17 protein-coding genes are annotated in these 17916 nt (G+C 53.2%); 11 read left to right on the forward strand and 6 right to left on the reverse strand.

Features of this window, described 5'->3' with window-relative positions:
* Positions 1-2 precede the first annotated feature (2 nt).
* From aroK to SAMA_RS17555, 6 genes are all read right to left on the reverse strand, one after another.
* Positions 3-518 (reverse strand): shikimate kinase AroK, encoded by a 516-nt coding sequence (gene aroK, locus SAMA_RS17530; protein ID WP_011761475.1) that lies wholly within the window; start codon positions 516-518, stop codon positions 3-5.
* Positions 519-728: 210 nt separating this feature from the next.
* On the reverse strand, positions 729-2786 hold the full coding sequence (locus SAMA_RS17535) for a type IV pilus secretin PilQ (protein WP_011761476.1): 2058 nt from the start codon (positions 2784-2786) through the stop codon (positions 729-731).
* Positions 2787-2807: 21 nt separating this feature from the next.
* Complete coding sequence (locus tag SAMA_RS17540) at positions 2808-3326, reverse strand: pilus assembly protein PilP (protein ID WP_011761477.1); 519 nt, start codon at positions 3324-3326, stop codon at positions 2808-2810.
* Positions 3323-3955: a type IV pilus inner membrane component PilO gene (locus tag SAMA_RS17545; protein ID WP_011761478.1), complete on the reverse strand. Its 633-nt coding sequence runs from the start codon at positions 3953-3955 to the stop codon at positions 3323-3325. Before SAMA_RS17545 ends, SAMA_RS17540 begins: the two co-directional genes overlap by 4 nt.
* Positions 3952-4545, reverse strand: a complete 594-nt coding sequence (locus tag SAMA_RS17550) for a PilN domain-containing protein (protein ID WP_011761479.1) — start codon at positions 4543-4545, stop codon at positions 3952-3954. Before SAMA_RS17550 ends, SAMA_RS17545 begins: the two co-directional genes overlap by 4 nt.
* Positions 4533-5612, reverse strand: coding sequence for a pilus assembly protein PilM (locus SAMA_RS17555; RefSeq protein WP_011761480.1), 1080 nt, complete (start codon positions 5610-5612; stop codon positions 4533-4535). The genes SAMA_RS17550 and SAMA_RS17555 overlap by 13 nt, the downstream gene beginning before the upstream one ends.
* A 184-nt stretch (positions 5613-5796) precedes the next feature.
* Here SAMA_RS17555 and SAMA_RS17560 point away from each other — a divergent pair, with 184 nt between their 5' ends.
* From SAMA_RS17560 to SAMA_RS17610, 11 genes are all read left to right on the forward strand, one after another.
* Positions 5797-8337 carry a penicillin-binding protein 1A gene (locus SAMA_RS17560; protein WP_011761481.1) on the forward strand — a complete coding sequence of 847 codons (2541 nt, stop codon included), beginning with the start codon at positions 5797-5799 and terminating at the stop codon, positions 8335-8337.
* A 315-nt stretch (positions 8338-8652) separates the two neighbouring features.
* Complete coding sequence (recG, locus tag SAMA_RS17565; protein WP_011761482.1) at positions 8653-10728, forward strand: ATP-dependent DNA helicase RecG; 2076 nt, start codon at positions 8653-8655, stop codon at positions 10726-10728.
* A gap of 101 nt (positions 10729-10829) precedes the next feature.
* Complete coding sequence (locus SAMA_RS17570; RefSeq protein WP_011761483.1) at positions 10830-11717, forward strand: DUF3014 domain-containing protein; 888 nt, start codon at positions 10830-10832, stop codon at positions 11715-11717.
* A 208-nt stretch (positions 11718-11925) separates the two neighbouring features.
* Positions 11926-12630 carry a beta-ketoacyl synthase chain length factor gene (locus SAMA_RS17575; protein ID WP_041409942.1) on the forward strand — a complete coding sequence of 235 codons (705 nt, stop codon included), beginning with the start codon at positions 11926-11928 and terminating at the stop codon, positions 12628-12630.
* Positions 12623-13450, forward strand: coding sequence for a lysophospholipid acyltransferase family protein (locus SAMA_RS17580; protein WP_011761485.1), 828 nt, complete (start codon positions 12623-12625; stop codon positions 13448-13450). Before SAMA_RS17575 ends, SAMA_RS17580 begins: the two co-directional genes overlap by 8 nt.
* Positions 13447-13707 (forward strand): phosphopantetheine-binding protein, encoded by a 261-nt coding sequence (locus SAMA_RS17585; RefSeq protein WP_011761486.1) that lies wholly within the window; start codon positions 13447-13449, stop codon positions 13705-13707. The genes SAMA_RS17580 and SAMA_RS17585 overlap by 4 nt, the downstream gene beginning before the upstream one ends.
* Positions 13708-13711: 4 nt before the next feature.
* A complete protein-coding gene (locus tag SAMA_RS17590) occupies positions 13712-13960 on the forward strand; it encodes an acyl carrier protein (RefSeq protein WP_011761487.1) in 249 nt (82 codons plus the stop codon).
* Positions 13960-14508, forward strand: coding sequence for a COG4648 family protein (locus SAMA_RS17595; RefSeq protein ID WP_011761488.1), 549 nt, complete (start codon positions 13960-13962; stop codon positions 14506-14508). The genes SAMA_RS17590 and SAMA_RS17595 overlap by 1 nt, the downstream gene beginning before the upstream one ends.
* 18 nt (positions 14509-14526) lie before the next feature.
* Complete coding sequence (locus tag SAMA_RS17600) at positions 14527-15891, forward strand: AMP-binding protein (protein ID WP_041409944.1); 1365 nt, start codon at positions 14527-14529, stop codon at positions 15889-15891.
* A complete protein-coding gene (locus SAMA_RS17605) occupies positions 15884-16246 on the forward strand; it encodes an ApeI family dehydratase (protein ID WP_011761490.1) in 363 nt (120 codons plus the stop codon). Before SAMA_RS17600 ends, SAMA_RS17605 begins: the two co-directional genes overlap by 8 nt.
* Positions 16246-17904, forward strand: coding sequence for a glycosyltransferase family 2 protein (locus SAMA_RS17610; RefSeq protein WP_011761491.1), 1659 nt, complete (start codon positions 16246-16248; stop codon positions 17902-17904). The genes SAMA_RS17605 and SAMA_RS17610 overlap by 1 nt, the downstream gene beginning before the upstream one ends.
* Positions 17905-17916 lie beyond the last annotated feature (12 nt).

A 17916-nucleotide genomic window follows, 5' to 3' on the forward strand; every position in this document is an offset into this window, starting at 1 on the left:
CGTCAGAATCCCAGCTGTTCGATGATTTGATTGGCAACGACCTTGGCACTTTGGTCATCGGTTTTGACAATCACATCAGCGATTTCTTCATAGAGTGGATTACGGCTCTCGGCCAGTGTCTCTAGCACTGAACGAGGATCATCAACCTGCAAAAGTGGACGACGTTTGTCTCTTTGGGTACGAGCAACCTGCTTATCTATGGTTGTCTCGAGATATACCACAATCCCTCTTGCGGACAGATAGTTACGTATATCTTTGCTTTGTACTGAACCACCACCGGTTGCCAGCACAATACCCTGCTTTTCGGTTAAGTCGGCTATCACCTGCGCCTCGCGGCGACGGAAACCTTCTTCACCTTCAACATCAAATACCCAAGCAATGTCAGCCCCAGTACGGCTTTCAATTTCTTGGTCAGAGTCATGGAATTCCAAGTGCAGCATTTGAGCCAGATGACGGCCTATGGTGCTCTTGCCCGCGCCCATAGGGCCTACCAGAAAAATATTTCGTTTTTCAGCCATTTCTTATACGTCTGAATCGTTTATGAAGTGTCTACCTATGCCATTCCAAACAGGATGGCGATCTCAGTACCTTGCTCTAAAGAGACTTGACCGGGGATTATCTCAGTAGAAAGGTGGGGAAGGCAAGTCAGTAGAAGATCAAAACCAAGAAAAGCTGCGAGAGTTGAAAACAAAAGGGCCGGTTATCCCGGCCCTTTTACTGTCTGAAGATCAGATTTTTTCTGTCACGATTTTAGGCGTCACGAAGATAAGCAGTTCCTGACGTTCATTTTTATCTGACGTGTTGCGGAACAGGAATCCCACCAGGGGAATATCACCCAAGACCGGAACCTTGCTCACGCGGCTGATAAGATTTTGCTGGTAGATACCACCCAGCACTATGGTTTCACCGTTGTCTACCAGCACTTGAGTACCAATACGCTGCGTATCGATTGCCACAGCGCGGCCGGTCGCAGTATCTACTGTTTCACCGCGACTGTCTTGGGTGATTTCCAAATCCAGAATAACTCGATTATCCGGAGTGATTTGCGGCGTAACGCGAAGAGATAGCACCGCCTTCTTGAACTCAACCGTCGTAGAACCGCTGGAAGAGGCTGATACATAAGGAATTTCAACACCCTGCTCGATATACGCAGCTTTTTGATTCGAGGTGGTGATACGCGGGCTTGCTATAATTTCACCCTTGTTTTCCTGCTCTAATGCACTTAGCTCCATGTCCAATACGGTGCCATCGGCAAGTTTTGCGACGTGAAAAGCAATACTGGCGGCATTGGTGGGCGCTGGCAAGTTAACATTCAAACGGTCGCTGATGGCCGGAATGACGCCGCCAGCAATACTCTCAGCACCTTCGAGTGAACCCGAGGTCCCCTTGGTGCCTTGCTGATCGGTGACCCCCCAACGGATACCCAAGTCTTCCGCGACGTTATCCTTCACGGTCACCATGCGGGATTCTATCAGTACCTGACGAATTGGGATATCAAGCACTTCTATCATGCGCTGCACATTTACCAGCGTCTCAGCAGTATCTTTAACCAGCAGAGTGTTAGTGCGCTCATCAACCGCGACACTACCTCTATCACTAAGCAGGCTCGAACCTTCGCTTTTCAGCAGCTCTGCAATATCAGTCGCTTTGGCGTAGTTGATTTGCATGTACTCGGAATAGAGTGGCGCCAGCTCCTGCACTTCCTGTTGGTTGCGCAGTTCCATACTTTCACGTACGGCAAGCTCTTCAGCTGGAGCGACCATCAGGATGTTACCTTCAATGCGTTTATCCAGCCCTTTAGTTTTCAGGATTAAATCGAGTGCTTGGTCCCACGGAACGTCGTCCAGAACCAAGGTAATGTCGCCCTGAACCGAATCACTGGTTACCAGATTGAAGTTGTTGTAGTCGGCAATTAACTGCAGCACGGTACGCACAGAAATATTTTGGAAATTCAACGACAAAGTCTTGCCGTTATATTTCTTTTCCTGCTTCACAGATGCCTGACGTACAACCTTGTTCATTGACAGTTTGAACTGACTGGCTTCCTGAACGTAGTTGTATTCGTACTCACCGCCAATATCGACCTGAATACGGGTAACCAAGTCTTCCTTAAAAGTTTCAAAGCTCTTTACCGGAGTAGCAAAGTCCTGCACATCCATGACATACAACATGTCTTTTGGAATGTCTGTGTTAAAAAACTTCACCTCTAACTTGGCGCCAATTTGTTCGACATTGGCCGCAACCTTGGTGTTATTCAGCTGAACAATAAGCTCGCCGCCACCCTTACCGTTACGACGAAAATCAATATTTTTAATGCCGTTAACGTAAGCACTGGATGACGAATTGGTATCAGTGGCTTTGGAAACCACCGCATCATTTACCGTTAAGCGATAGCTGTTACCGACCACGGCACCTTGGTAAGGAAGTACCTTGGACAGATTCACGCCAACCACTAAATCTGAGTCCTGCTGCTGAGTATTCACCTCTGTGACACCGCCTCGGTTAACTGGCAGTGCGTTTGTCGCCAGTCCGGAAATACTGTCATCAAATGAAAGCAGTATTTGAGCCGGTGTCGCATTGAGATTGATCTCAGGCTCAACAATGGGGTTTTCAAACACCAACTCGAGTTCCAATTGGCTGTCTATCACCGAGTGATATTTAACATCGACCAGCCGATTGGCCGCTACGGCTGCTGTGGTTACACCGAAAAACAACGCAATACCTACCAAGGCTTTTGCCAACCCCGGCTTGTTGGTGCGTGTTATGAACGCGGCAGAAGATTCCATCATTCCCTCATCCTTCGCAGGTTATTCTCCAGCCAATTCCAGGGTGCTTGAGCGCTCTGCCCAGCAGCCGGAACCGTCCGGAATTAATTCTATTACTTCAACATTTTGTGGTGTGACTTTACTAATACGGCCATGGTAAAGCCCCAGATAGTCTCCCACACCCAAGCGGAATACATTGCCATCATTGGTTTGTACCAATGCCCAAATGCGTTTGTCCTGGGTCAAGGTGCCCCGCATCTTCAGATTATCCAATGCATAGGTTTCCAGTCTTCCCTTACGACGCTTGAGATCGGGTTGAGTACAATCCTTGGAAGCATCCACCGCTTCTTCGGTCAGCTCCCTTGAGGGAGGAACGAAGGGACTGCGGAGCAATTCCGCCTGATAAGCAAAATGCTCAAATGCAGGTGGCTTTTTCAACGGTGGAATCTTGGCAACGTGCTGAGCTTTGGTTGTAGTAACAAATAGTTCCAAATCGCTACGATCGCCAATACAGCCTGTCAAAAACAGTAAGATAGTGGCTAACGGCAAGACTCGTTTCATTTCTTGCCTCCCTTAGCTTTGTTGGCGTCTTTTTCTGGAGGCAATTCCGCCCCTTCTTTAAAGCGATAAGTTTTGGCCAGAATATCCATGGTCAGAATGTCGCCATCCTGATGTTTAATCACAAAGTCATGCAAGCTGACAATACGGGGCAGTTTAGCCACCCCACTGACCATACTGCCCATTTGATGATAATCGCCGCTCACCACCATTTTGATGGGGAACTCGATATAAAAATCACGTTGGACTGCGCCTTCCCAGTCAAGACTCTCAATATGGAGTCCCGAGTCGGTGGCCACAAAGGTCACATCATCAAGTAAGCCATCCATTTCATTTTCTGACGGCAACATCTTCAGCAGCTCGGCAAACTGGGCTTCCATCTCCTTCAACTGCTCTCGGTAAAGCTTAAGGTTGGCAGCCAGTTGATACTTACTTTGAAAATCCTGCCTCAGTTGTACTTCCTTATCCTGCTCTCTCTTCAAGCCATCAATGGCATCAGAAATAAACAGAAAATAACTGGCAACACCCACAATCACAGCCAGGAGAATGGCAAATACGACCTTTACCTGGGCTGGCCAGCCACCAATATTCTCAAAGTCAATGTCGTTGAATTCGCTCAGATCCAGCTTCATTTTGCCGCTCCTTGTTTACTGGCGGCCGCTTTTTCCAGCTCTTGGGCGGCTTTATCAACGACGGTTACCTTAAGACTGAAGCGCTGCAGTTTTCTAAGCTCGTCGTTCTGAGACACAATGCTTTGCATCACTGGGTCATCGAGCCAAGCAGAGGTCTTCATTTTACGCATCATGTTGGCAACGTTGTTATTGGATTCGCTACGTCCCTCAATCCATACCATGGCGCCTTTCTTTTCAATACTTGAAAGATAGATGCCGGGCGGCACAACACGCACCAGCTCATCGAGTACGTGAGTGGGAAGATTTCTTGCCTGCTGCAGATTCAAAATAATATCTGTGCGACGCTCGATATCTTTTTTGCGTTCAGTAATCTTTTTAATCTCGGCGATTTGCTTTTCGAGCAGCTGAATTTCAGTAGTCAGAAACGCGTTTCTCGCTTTCTGCTCATCAGTCATCATGTCGATGACCTGTAAACAAGCAAATACCAAGAAAGCCGACAACAGGAATACCAGTGCCAGTGCGCCAATATAATCACGTTTTTGTTTTTCTCTGGCCTCTTCACGCCAGGGCAACAGATTTATGTTCGCCATTGACCGTAGCTCCTTAATGCCAGGCCACAGGCAACCATGTATTTACTGATACTGGGTTGCAAGGTGGATTTAACAGAATCGTCGGCATGCAAATTTCCCTGCAAAGGGTCGGCAATTATCGTATGTACACCCAGTTCGTTGGTCAGCAAATTTGCCATACCTTCAAGACGGGAGGTTCCACCGCACAGCACGATGTAATCCACTTTATCTCTGCCGCTGGATGTGCAGTAGATTTGCAGCGTTCTCTTTATCTGCTGCAAAAGCTGTGTTTGGAAAGGAGATAACACCTCGAACATATAGTTACGGGGCAAATCGCCTTCTACTTTGGCTTTTTCAGCTTGCTCATAGGACATGCCGTAAAAAGACAAAATAGATTGAGTGAACTGCTCGCCACCGAAGGCCTGTTCGCGAGTGAAAGCGGTTTCCCCTTGGTCGACAACAGCAAAGGTGGTCATGTTGGCGCCAATATCGACCATGGCAACGACCTTCTGGCTCGCTCCCTCTGGAAGTTGGCCAAAAATGAGCTCTGCCGAACGGCCCAGCGCATACCCTTCGATATCGACAACCTTAGTTTCAAGGTCAACTTCGTCCAGCGCATCCACCCTGGCATCGATATTCTCTGTTCGACAAGCGCTCAGGAGCACATCGACTTTGCTGGGGTCAATACTGTTAACGCTCAGGGTTTCAAAATCGATGCTGACTTCATCGAGAGAGTAAGGGATAAGGTTATCGGCTTCGATCTCAATTTGCGCTTCCATTTCAGCTTCGCTTAGCGAAGCATCCATGTAGATCACCTTGGTCATCACCGCAGACCCAGAGACTGCTACAGCTGCAAATTTGCAACTCTTTGGGAGGGTGCGCCTGAGTTGACGCAAACAATCAACAACGGCCGCAGCATCACGAATGTCGTGATCGTTTACGGCTCCCTTTTTCACGGGAACAGCAGCGTGACTTACAATTTTATAACCATCAGCCGTCTTGCTCAGCAGAATCGCTTTGACTTCATGGGAGCCAATGTCGATCCCCACCATCTGCGGAGCCTGACGCTTCCATAGATTTGAAAGCATAGTCCATTGTCACTTTAGTTTTAGGTTGCAGAGATAGAGTAGCACAAAATCAACTCGTTATACTTATTTGTATAGAATGTTTATAGGTTTTACAAATGGCAATTTTTTGACGCTGCTTTTTACTTCACCCTAGCCATTTGCCCTTATATACTGTGGCCTTCGTAAACTATTTTGGAATTATCTGGTGAAGTGGCTAAAACGTATTCTCATTGCCCTCTTTAGTTTAGCCCTACTCGGAGTAGGCGCTATTATTGCGGCATATTTTTATGTTTTACCTGATCTGCCTGATGTTACGACCCTTAAAACGGTTCAGTTGCAAACACCGCTGAAGATATACAGCCAGGACGGCAAGCTCATCTCTCAATACGGTGAAAAACGCCGTATTCCAATGAAGCTGGAAGATGTACCCAAGCCGTTGCTTCAGGCTTTTTTGGCCACCGAGGATGCACGTTTTTACGAGCATCAGGGGATAGACCCCATAGGCATCATTCGTGCCGCCTTTGTGCTTGCCGCTACCGGCGAGAAAAAACAGGGGGCCAGTACCATCACCCAACAGGTGGCGCGTAACTTCTTTCTCACCAGAGACAAGACTATTATCCGTAAAGTAAAAGAAATCTTTATTTCTTTTCACATTGAGGAATTGCTCACAAAAGATGAAATCCTCGAGCTTTATGTAAACCGTATCTATTTAGGTCAGCGTGCTTATGGTGTAGGTGCAGCGGCGCAGGTTTACTATGGCAAAGATTTGAAAGATTTATCACTCGCCGAATTGGCGGTGATTGCCGGTCTCCCCAAGGCTCCATCAACACTGAACCCCATTACCTCACCCGAACGAGCGATGAGTCGCCGTAATATTGTGTTGATGCGGATGCGCGAAGTGGGCTACATCAACGACAGCGAATACCAGCTGGCGATATCCGAACCCAACACCGCCTCTTATCATGGCGCTGAGATAGATCTTTATGTGCCTTACGTCTCGGAAATGGCACGGGACTACATGATTCAAAAGTATGGCGAGGAAGAAGCCTATACCGGCGGTTATAGCGTATACACCACGGTAGATTCTGAGCTGCAGTTAAAAGCACAGAAAGCGCTGCGTAACAACATATACGCCTATGACGAGCGTCATGGCTATCGCGGCGCAGCGCAGGTACTGTGGAAAGATGAGGCTCCCGCAACGGATACCATTGTCAGCACCCTGAAAAAAGTCGCATCGGTGCAGGAGTTGGAACCCGCAGCCGTCATCAATGTGCAGGAACAGCAGGCCACCGTACTGCGAAACAACGGCGAAACCGTCACCCTACCATGGCAAGGCATTCAGTGGGCACGTAAGTTTATCAGCGACACCCGTCAGGGTGCTGCCCCCAAAACAGCCACCGATGTGCTAACAGCCGGCGAGCGTGTATGGATCCGTCACAATGGAGAAGACTGGCAATTATCCCAGGTGCCGGAAGTATCCAGTGCCATAGTGTCACTCGATCCCCACAATGGTGCTATCCGTGCTCTGGTTGGAGGTTACAGCTTCAGTCAGAGTCAGTTTAACAGGGTCACACAAGCCAAACGCCAGCTTGGTTCCAACATCAAGCCTTTTATCTACGCCGCCACGTTGGAAAAAGGCTATACCCTGGCAACGCTTATCAACAATGCGCCCATCAACAAACCTGACTTGAGCCAAGGTACGGCCTGGCGACCCAAAAATTCGCCGGACACTTACACAGGTCCCACCCGTCTGCGAGTTGGCCTGGCACAGTCGATTAACGTGATGGCCGTCCGGGCACTTCGCTACTCAGGCATAGATGCAACCGTTGAGCTATTGACCCGTTTTGGATTTGATCCCAATGATTTGCCACGTAATGAATCACTGGCACTGGGCTCGCCTTCCGTTACACCGCTGCAGGTTGTCAGGGCCTTCACTGTGTTCGCCAACGGTGGTTACCTGGTTGAACCTTTCTTCATTGACAGAGTCGAGTCTGCCACCGGAAATCTGGTCGAAAAGACTCAGCCAGCATTAGCTTGCGAAGCGCCGATTCCGGAAGAGGTGTCTGAGGACATGGCGACGACCGAAGCCTCTGCTCCGCCGGCTATGCTGAATGCAGCAACGCCAGCTGATCCTTCCAGTCAATGTGGCGATCCTGCTGCCCGTTACGCAAATCGGGTGATATCCGAGCAAAATGCATTCCTTATTACCGAAGCGCTCAAGAGTGTGATTTGGGGTGGCGGTGACTTCAGTAAGGGCACTGGTTGGAATGGTACCGCATGGCGCGCTGCTCGTTTGCTGAAACGCCATGATATTGCTGGTAAAACGGGTACAACTAACGAGTCTCGCGATACCTGGTTCAGTGGTTTTAATCCTGATTTGGTGACCACTGTTTGGGTTGGCTTTGACGATCATGGCCGCGAGCTTGGCCGTACTGCCTGGAACGCCAATGGCGCCAAAGACCAGATATCCGGGGCAGAGGCGGGCGCGAAAACTGCAGGTCCTGCCTGGAACGAATTTATGTTTATGGCGCTTGCAGACACGCCAGAAAAGCCCATGCCGGTCCCTGCAGGCATAGTCTCTGCCCGTATCGATTACAGTTCGGGCAAGCTGAGCCGCCGCACCGACTACACAAGCGGATTTGAATACTTTGCCGCTGGTACAGTGCCAACAGATTACGCCAATTCTGCCATCGCCGAAGATGACACTACGGCCCCGGAAACAACCGCTGACGACCTGTTTCAGTAAGTGTTGAGTGTATAAAAGAAGGGCCTTCGGGCCCTTTTTTATTGCTGTTTTTCACCTACAACCTCAGCTGGAGCAATGAATAAGCTCACGCAGTAAGGCGTGGCTTAACCACGCAAATCCACTCATAGACAGAGAGCCCTTTGCACCGAGGTGACCGGGCGGACGGGGACTCGTCGCCAAGTAATTCCCTGTTCGGCGCAGATAACCGAGGAGAGATAGGGCGAAACGGGGAAATGAAGCAGTTTGCGCTAAGTTGCTCCGAAAAAATTCTCTGTTAGTATATGTATAAATTCACAGTAATCCGGTGCCAAGGCATTGCAAAGACTGGATCTTGTTCCCGTAACCGAACTCAAGGGCGTGGCGGCCCGGGTCGCAGAAAAACTCAGTAAACTGGGGGTGAATACCGTCCAGGATTTACTGTTTCATCTGCCGCTGCGTTACGAAGACAGAACCCGCATCTATGCCATTGATGAACTTATCCCAGGCACCACAGCCACCATCGAAGCCGAAGTCATTTCCAGCCAGATCGTCAATGGCCGCAAGCGCATGCTCACCTGCAACGTGCGCGACGCCAGTGGTGGCCTGACCTTACGTTTTTTCAATTTTTCCATGGCGCAAAAGAATGGCTTGCAGCCAGGCATGACTATCCGCGCCTTTGGGGAAATCCGTACCGGCAAGCATCAGCTGGAAATCATCCATCCGGAATACAAGCTCACGGCGGCCGGCGAATCACCTAGCCTGGCCGACACCTTGACGCCCATCTATCCCACTACCGAAGGCCTGAAGCAAGCCAGCTGGATACGGCTTACAGCACAGGCGCTGGAGCAATTGGAAGAAGGAGGGCTTCCGGAGCTTCTGCCCGAGTCATTACAGCCCAACCGTTTAAGCCTGGCCGATGCCGTGCGCACCCTGCACCGCCCTCCGGCGGATGCCGAACTGTGGCAGTTGGAGCAAGGCCAGCACCCGGCGCAGCAGCGGCTGGTGCAGGAAGAGCTGCTGGCCCATAACTTAAGCATGTTAAAGCTTCGGGAGCGCAGCAATCAGGATGCCGCTGAGCCCTTGGCTGCCACGGGTCAGCTTATCCCCCGTTTTCTTGAGAGCCTGCCATTTGCCCCAACCAATGCCCAGTCACGGGTAGTTGCTGAGATCCATGCCGATATGACCAAAGCCACCCCCATGATGCGTCTGGTGCAGGGTGACGTGGGCTCGGGCAAAACCCTGGTAGCGGCACTATCTGCGCTGGCGGCCATCGAAAATGGCTGTCAGGTCGCCTTGATGGCCCCCACCGAGCTTTTGGCCGAGCAGCATGCCGCCAACTTTGCCCGCTGGTTTGAGCCGCTGGGGCTGAAAGTTGGCTGGCTTGCCGGCAAACTCAAAGGCAAGGCCCGCACTCAAACGCTGGAAGACATCGCCTCCGGCGCCGCCCAGATGATAGTGGGCACTCACGCCATTTTTCAGGAACAGGTGAGCTTTTCCCGCCTCGCCCTTACCATCATCGACGAGCAGCACCGCTTTGGCGTACACCAGCGTCTGGGACTGCGTGAAAAAGGCATTCAGCAGGGCTTTTTCCCTCATCAGCTGATCATGACCGCCACCCCCATCCCCCGCACATTGGCAATGACCGCCTATGCAGATCTCGACACCTCGATTATTGATGAGCTGCCGCCGGGGCGAACTCCCATCACCACGGTTGCCATTCCCGACACCCGCCGGCTGGATGTGATTGAGCGGGTGCGACAGGCCGCCTTACAGGACAAGCGTCAGGCCTATTGGGTGTGCACCCTGATTGAAGAGTCGGAAGTACTCGAATGTCAGGCCGCCGAAGACACCGCTGGGGGTCTGAAAGAAGCCCTGCCAGAGCTTGGCATTGGGCTGGTACACGGCCGGATGAAGGGCGCCGAAAAGCAGGCCATCATGGCCGACTTCAAAGCAGGCAAGCTCGACTTACTGGTTGCCACCACGGTTATCGAAGTGGGTGTGGATGTGCCCAATGCAAGTTTGATGATAATCGAAAACCCCGAACGGCTGGGGCTTGCCCAGTTGCATCAGCTGCGGGGGCGGGTTGGCCGCGGCGCAGTGGCCAGCCACTGCGTACTGCTGTACAAGGCGCCGCTCAGCTTTACCGCTCAGGCGCGTCTTGGGGTGCTGCGGGAAAGTAACGACGGCTTTGTGATTGCCCAGAAAGATCTGGAGCTGCGTGGCCCCGGCGAGGTGCTCGGTACGCGCCAGACGGGGCTTGCGCAAATGAAGGTGGCCGATTTGGTACGGGATCAGGCGCTTATTCCCCACATCCAAAAACTGGCGCGGCATCTGATGACCCAGGCCCCCGACAATGTGGATGCCATAATTGAGCGTTGGCTTGGCGGCCGCGAGCAATACGTACAGGCCTAGCCTGCATTAAATATTGTTTTTGTTCAGCCTTGGACTATGGACATCGACCGGCGAACTGGGACAATGGGTGTTTCACGGGTCAGTCGCAACAAGGAACCAAGATGCAAGTCAATCCCGAAGACAGAATCACCCCGCAGGAAGAAACCTCCCAGCGCAGCAACCGTCTGTCGGCCCTGCTGATCCTGGCTCTGATAGCCATTGCCGCCGGCCTATGGATGTATTTTACCCGCGCACCCGAGCCCGCGCCTGTGGTGGACGTGCCGACAGAAGCCCCCCAGCCAACGCCTCTGCCCGAATCCGCGGTGACTGCAATCGAACCCGAACCCGAGCCGGAGCCTGAGGCCCAGTTCGAGCCAGAACAAGTGACCAATACACCCGAAGAAGTCATACCTGAAGTCACTGTAGATCCCATTCCTGAGCTGGCAGAAAGCGATACTTTTGCAACCCAAAAAGCTATCGCATTGGCCGGTAGTCTGCCGGTCGAACCCATCATTGCCCAGCAAGATCTGGTACGCCACTTCGTGGTCTTTATGGATAACCTGGCCGAAGGCCAGCTGGCACGCAAACAAAGCCCACTCAAGGGCCCTGAAACAAAATTCACCGTCAGCGAAATCACCGCCAAGACCTATTTAAACCCCGACAGCTACAAGCGCTACGATTTGTATGCCAATTACATTGCCAATTTAAATGAAGAGAAACTGCTGGAAACTTATGCCCAGATGACACCCATGCTGGAGCAGGCCTTCGATGAATTGGGTTACGGTAATGTCAGTTTCAAAGAACGCAGCCTCAAGGCCATCGATCAACTGCTGGCAGCACCCATCATCGAATCACCCATAGAACTGGTCACCTTCAGCGTCAACTACAAGTTTGCCGATCCCGAGCTGGAAGCCCTGCCACCGGCACAGAAACTGATGATACGCATGGGCCCGACAAACAGTCGCAAGGTGAAAGCCGCGCTGAAGAAACTGCGGCCATTGTTGCAATAAAATCCTGTCTTTTAACAACTTGCCCCCGGATACCATGCGGTCTCCGGGGGCTTCTGTTATCAGGGTGTTTTGATATAGAATATTCAGTCCAAAATAGACGGACTTAACATTAAGCAGTCCGCAAAATCGAGCAATAACGATTCCTGCCCAATGCGGCTCAAGTGATGGATAACTTACGACGCCTGGCAACAGCGTCAGAGGCAATGCAGTGCATTTAACTTTCAGCGTGATGGCGTGGGGGGGATGGTCCCCGGCTTATCAAGACAGGGATAGCTGGGCCGCTTGGCAAAAATCGCTCTCTGAACCGAGCAGCACTGTTGCGCCTGCGCTGCCTCAGGTGCCTGCCATGCAGCGTCGTCGCTTTAGCCGTTTGAGCCGCATGATGCTCGACGTGGCTTTCCAGTGCGAACCCGCCCCCCAGTGCCGCAGTGTGTTTGCCTCACGCCACGGCGAGCTCAATCGCACCATAGACCTGCTCCACAGCGTCATCGTCCGCGAGCCCTTATCCCCCATGGGTTTTAGCCAGTCGGTGCATAACACCGCCAGTGGCCTGTTTGGCATACATAGCGACAACCGTGCCGCCTCCACCTCAGTCGCTGCGGGTACAAGAAGCCTGTCTCAAGCCATGATCGAGGCCTATGCCCAGCTCATTGAAGACCCAAGCCCGCTGCTTTTAGTGTTTGGCGACGACCCTGTGCCGCCGGTCTATAACGACTACACCGAAGAATTCGAACTGCCACTGGCCTTGGGCATGGTGCTGGCGCCCGCTACCTCCGGCGCCCCAAAGCTGACGCTCACCAACCAACAAAAGCTAGCGCCCATGAGCTACGGTCAGTTGCTGGCAAGCCTTGCCAAAGGCGAAAACTGCCGGGGCCATCTTTCCGGTTTTGATTGGAGCCTCAATCATGACTGAGCACACCCAAAAGCTTGCGCGCCGCTCGCCCTGTCAGCACCGACTGACCGGACTGGCCTATGTGCCGCGCTGGCTGGGTGGCATGCTGTGCTACATCTGTTTTGGCCTCGGCGGTCTGCTAAGCTCGCTGACTATCTTACCGCTGCTGAAATACTGGCCCGGCAAACCCGAGGTTCGCATCAAGCGGGTACAAAAAGCCGTGCACCTGATGTTTCGCGGCTTTGTGCGCATGTTGTCGGCAGCTGGCGTGATAAAACTGGAAACCAAAGAGGTGGAGCGGCTCGCCAATGCCGAAGCCATGCTGGTGATTGCCAACCACCCCACCCTGATTGATGTGGTGGTGTTGATAAGCCTGATGCCCAACGCAGGTTGTATCGTAAAACAGGGGCTTTGGCGCAACCCTTTTATGCGTGGCGTGGTGTCGGCGGCAGGTTATATCCCCAATCGCGGCGCCGAGCTGCTGCTGGATGATTGCCGCGACGTACTCAGCCGTGGTACCAATCTGATTATCTTCCCCGAAGGCACCCGTACCGTGCTTGGCGAGCAGATAAACCCCTTTGCGCGTGGCGCGGCCAATATCGCCCTGCGTACCGGCAGTGACATACTTCCTGTGTTGCTGCACACCAAGCCCCCTGGTCTGACCAAACAGGACCCCTGGTGGGAAATTCCCCGGCGCACCATTGGCATGACGGTAGAGGTGGGAACACCCATATCCGCCATGGACTACAAGGCCGAGGAAGGAGGAGATGCCAGGATGGCGCGGATACTGACCAGGGAAATGGAAAATTATTATAAACAAAGACTTGAAATAGAATTATGACATTACATGACCAAATCAAACAGCTGATCATCGACTGCCTCGACCTGGAAGACGTGACCATTGCTGACATAGAAACCGATGCGCCCCTGTTCGGCGACGGTCTGGGACTTGACTCCATCGATGCCCTCGAACTGGGTCTGGCTATTAAAAAGCAATTCGATGTAAAGATTGAAGCCAACTCCGACGCGACCAAGGCACACTTCTACAGCGTGGCAACTCTGGCCAGCTTTATCGAATCTCAGCGTGGTCAGGAGTAAGGCTATGGATAATCGCGAGCAAATTCTGGCAAAGCTGACCACCATTCTGGTGGATGATTTTGAAATCGACGCCGATGCCATCAGCCTCGAAGCCAACCTGTATCAGGACCTGGATCTGGACAGCATCGATGCGGTGGATCTGGTGATCAAGCTGCAACAGCTCACCGGCAAAAAAATTAAACCCGAAGAGTTCAAATCAGTACGCACCGTGGCAGATGTGGTTAACGCCATCGAGGCTTTGGTTCAGGGCTGATGCGTGCTATTGAGGTATTGACGGCAGCGCTGCTGCTCGTCTACCCGCTGGCGGTTTGGCTTGGGCTGAATTATCTACCGCCGGGTATGCTGGCTGGTCTGCTGTGTCTGCTGCTGTTGCTGCGACTGGTGTTAAAGCGCCAGCAACTCAAAGCCATGGTGCTGCCGCTGCTGGCCGGAGTGATTCTTACCGCCGGTAGCCTGCTGGCCAAGCGCCAGGACTGGCTGCTCTACTACCCGATAGTCATTAACCTGACCATGCTCGGGGTATTCGGCCAGTCACTGCTGAGCGGCCCCAGTATGGTTGAGCGACTGGCGCGCCTCGGCGAGCCTGAACTGCCCAACGAAGCCATACCTTATCTTCGCAGGGTGACGGCGCTTTGGTGCCTGCTTTTTGTGGTAAACGGCGGCATGGCCTTTTATACCGCCCACTTTACCAGCCTGGAAATCTGGACCCTGTATAACGGCCTGATTGCCTACATTCTTATGGGCATGCTGGCTGGCGGGGAGTGGTTGTACCGCACTTTTATTTTGAAAAAAGGTGCCTGACATGTGGATTGCATCACGATGACATCTCTGCTCTACAACGCCCTGACCCGCGGCCCAGCGGCACAGCAGCTGATAAGCTTCAATCACCACGATATCCTCACCGGGGCGCTGTTTACCACCCAGGTGCATCATCTGTGGCAAACCCTCAGCCAAAAAGAAGAACAACGCTGGCTACTCTCCTGCGAGAGTTCCGACTTGTTCGCCATTGGTCTTTGCGCCGGCTTGCTGGCGGGCAAAGAGCTGGTACTGCCACCCAATACCCAAAGCGGCACCTTAAGTCAGCTCACCCAGAATTTCGATGCCGTGCTCTCGGATGTTCCCCTGTGTGAAGGCCACGACTGGGTTGCCCTGAAAAAGGAAACCGCCCAAACGCCAGCCGTCTGGCCCGATGCCAAACCGACCGGCAGCCTGACCCTGTACACCTCAGGCTCCAGTGGCGAGCCCAAACCGGTGAAAAAAACCCTCGAACAGCTCGACGCCGAAGTCAGCACCCTCGAGGCCACGTTTGCTGCTGCCCTGCCCCATTGCAGCGTTATCTCCACCGTTTCTCATCAGCACATCTATGGCCTGCTGTTTAAAATTCTCTGGCCTCTGGCAGCCGGACGGCCGTTTTTAAGCGATTTGGTAGAATACCCAGAGACCCTGAGTTACTACACGGCGCTGCTGCCCAACCTGTGCCTTATCAGCAGCCCGGCACAGCTCAGTCGTCTGCCGGATGCGCTGGATAATGAGCGCCAATTTCACTCACCCAGCCTGGTGTTTTCCTCGGGCGGCCCATTGAGTGAAGACGCTGCCAGGGGGATCCAGAAGGTTTATGGCAGCCTGCCCATCGAGGTCTATGGGAGCACAGAGACCGGCGGCATTGGCTGGCGCAGACAAGCCTCGGCCGCCGAGGCCTGGCAGGTCTTCCCCGGCATAAAGATAGCCAGCGCCGACGATGGCGCCCTGCTGCTGCGCTCGCCTTACCTCGACAATCCGAACCAAATCTTGCGCTGCGAAGATAAAATTGCCATTGATGACAATGGCCGTTTTGTGCTGCAGGGCAGACTGGATCGCATCGTTAAAATTGAAGAAAAGCGTTTGTCGCTGGTGCAGATGGAATCCCTGCTGGAGAGTCATCCGCTGGTAAGCCGCGCCGCGCTGGTGCTGCTGACCGAACCCCGCACCCAGCTCGGCGCCGTAGTGGAGCTGTCGGATGAGGGTAAGGCGCTGCTTGCCGAAGAGGGTAAACTGGCCCTCAACAATCAACTGAAGGCCCATCTATTAACCGAATTTGAACGGGTTACCCTGCCGAGGCGTTGGCGTTACCCCTGCGAGCTGCCGCTCAACCAGCAGGGCAAGCGCGTATATCAAACTTTGATTGAGCTGTTCACCCATGATTAAGTCATTGCTGCCGCACGTGCTCTCCCGCGAAGAGACAGATACAGAGCTGAAACTCAGGCTCGCCATCGATGCCCACCTGCCGTTTTTCGATGGCCACTTTCCGGGACAAAGCGTACTGCCGGGGGTAACCCAACTCGATTGGGCGGTACGTTTTGGCTGCGAGCATTTTGGCTATAATGCCAGCGTGGCGAATCTGGAAGTGCTTAAGTTTCAACAGCTGATACTGCCCGGCACTGAAGTGGATTTGCTGATAAGCAACAACGCCGCCAAGGGCAAACTCACCTTCGCTTACAGTGATGGTGAGCGCCGATTCGGCTCAGGTCGGATAGTGATTGCCGCGCACGGGGACAGCTGATGCGCGTTGCCATAATCATCCCCAATTACAATCATACCCATGCCATCGAGCGCACTCTGGAAACGCTGGAGCCTTTGGGGCTGCCGGTGTTTCTGGTCAACGATGGCAGCAACGAGGCTACCTGTCATCTACTGATGGTCCTCGACGCCAAATACCCCTGGGTCACCCTGCTGCACCACCCCTTTAACCGGGGTAAGGGCGCTGCGGTAATGACCGGCCTGCGTGCAGCCTACAAAGCGGGCTTCAGCCATGCGCTGCAGGTGGATGCCGATGGTCAGCACACCCTCGATGACATTCCAACACTGTTAAGTGCCGCCAACGAGCACCCCGAGGCGGTGATTTCAGGTCGTCCCCAGTACGATGACTCTGTGCCCAAGGGTCGCCTCTATGGCCGCTATATCACCCATTTCTGGGTGTGGGTCGAGACCTTGAGTTTTGATATTCAGGACAGCATGTGCGGCTTTCGGGTCTATCCGCTGAAGGCCACCGAGGCACTGTTTTTAAGTGAACAGCTTGGCGAGCGCATGGACTTCGATATCGAAGTGCTGGTCAAGCTTTACTGGCGCGGCGTTGACGTGATTCACGTGCCCACGGCGGTGATTTACCCCGAAGACGGTGTCAGCCATTTTCAGGGCTTTGCCGACAACGTGCGCATCAGCGCCCTGCACACCAGACTCTTTTTCGGCATGCTCAAACGCCTGCCAAGCCTGCTTGGCCGGGGCAGAAAGCAAACCCACTGGTCGTCCATCAGCGAGCGTGGCAGCTATTGGGGCATCAAGCTTTTGGCCGAGAGCTACCGCTTCGGAGGCCATTGGCTGTGCCGCGCCATCATGTACCCCGTGATTGCCTATTTCTTTATGACCGGCGGCGCTGCCCGCAAGGCCTCGATTGAGTTTCTGGAGCGGGTGCAGGCACTGGAGCCAAATCATCCCCAGCTGCAGCCAAGGGTCAGTTGGCGCCACAGCCTTAAGCACTTCCTCGCCTTTGGCAATGCCGCACTCGACCGAATCGACGCCTGGTGCGACCGCATCAAACTGAGCGAAGTCGATTTCCCCGAGCGGGCACTGCTGGCGGATATGCTCACCCGAGGCCAGGGCGGCGTGCTGCTGGTATCCCACCTTGGTAACCTCGAGCTTTGCCGCGCCATTTCCATCCACCAGCGCAAGGTAAAAGTGAACGTGATGGTGATGACCGCCAACGCCGAAAACTTCAACAAGGTGCTGAAGCAGCTAAACCCAGACAGCGACCTAAACCTCATTCATATCAATGAGCTGGACCCATCTACCTCTATCATGCTGGCAGACAAAATTGCCGCAGGTGAACTGGTGGTAATAGCCGGGGATCGCACCGCCAGTGGCAATGCAGGCCGGGTTGTCGAAGTGCCCTTCCTTGGCGAAACGGCGCCTTTCCCACAAGGGCCCTTTATTCTGGCAAGCCTGCTCGATTGCCCGGTATTTCTGATGTTTTGCCTGCGGGAGCAGGGCCGCTACCGGGTGCATGTGGAGCCCTTTGCCGACACCCTCAAGGGCCCCAGAGCCGGCAGAAGTGAACGTATTCAAAACGCGGTCGAACGCTATGCTGAAAGGCTTGAGCACTACGCCCGCAAAGAGCCACTGCAGTGGTTCAACTTTTTCGATTTTTGGCGCCGCGGCCAATAAGGCTTTAGGCCC

This window comes from Shewanella amazonensis SB2B (genome assembly GCF_000015245.1).
Taxonomy (GTDB): Bacteria; Pseudomonadota; Gammaproteobacteria; order Enterobacterales; family Shewanellaceae; genus Shewanella; species Shewanella amazonensis.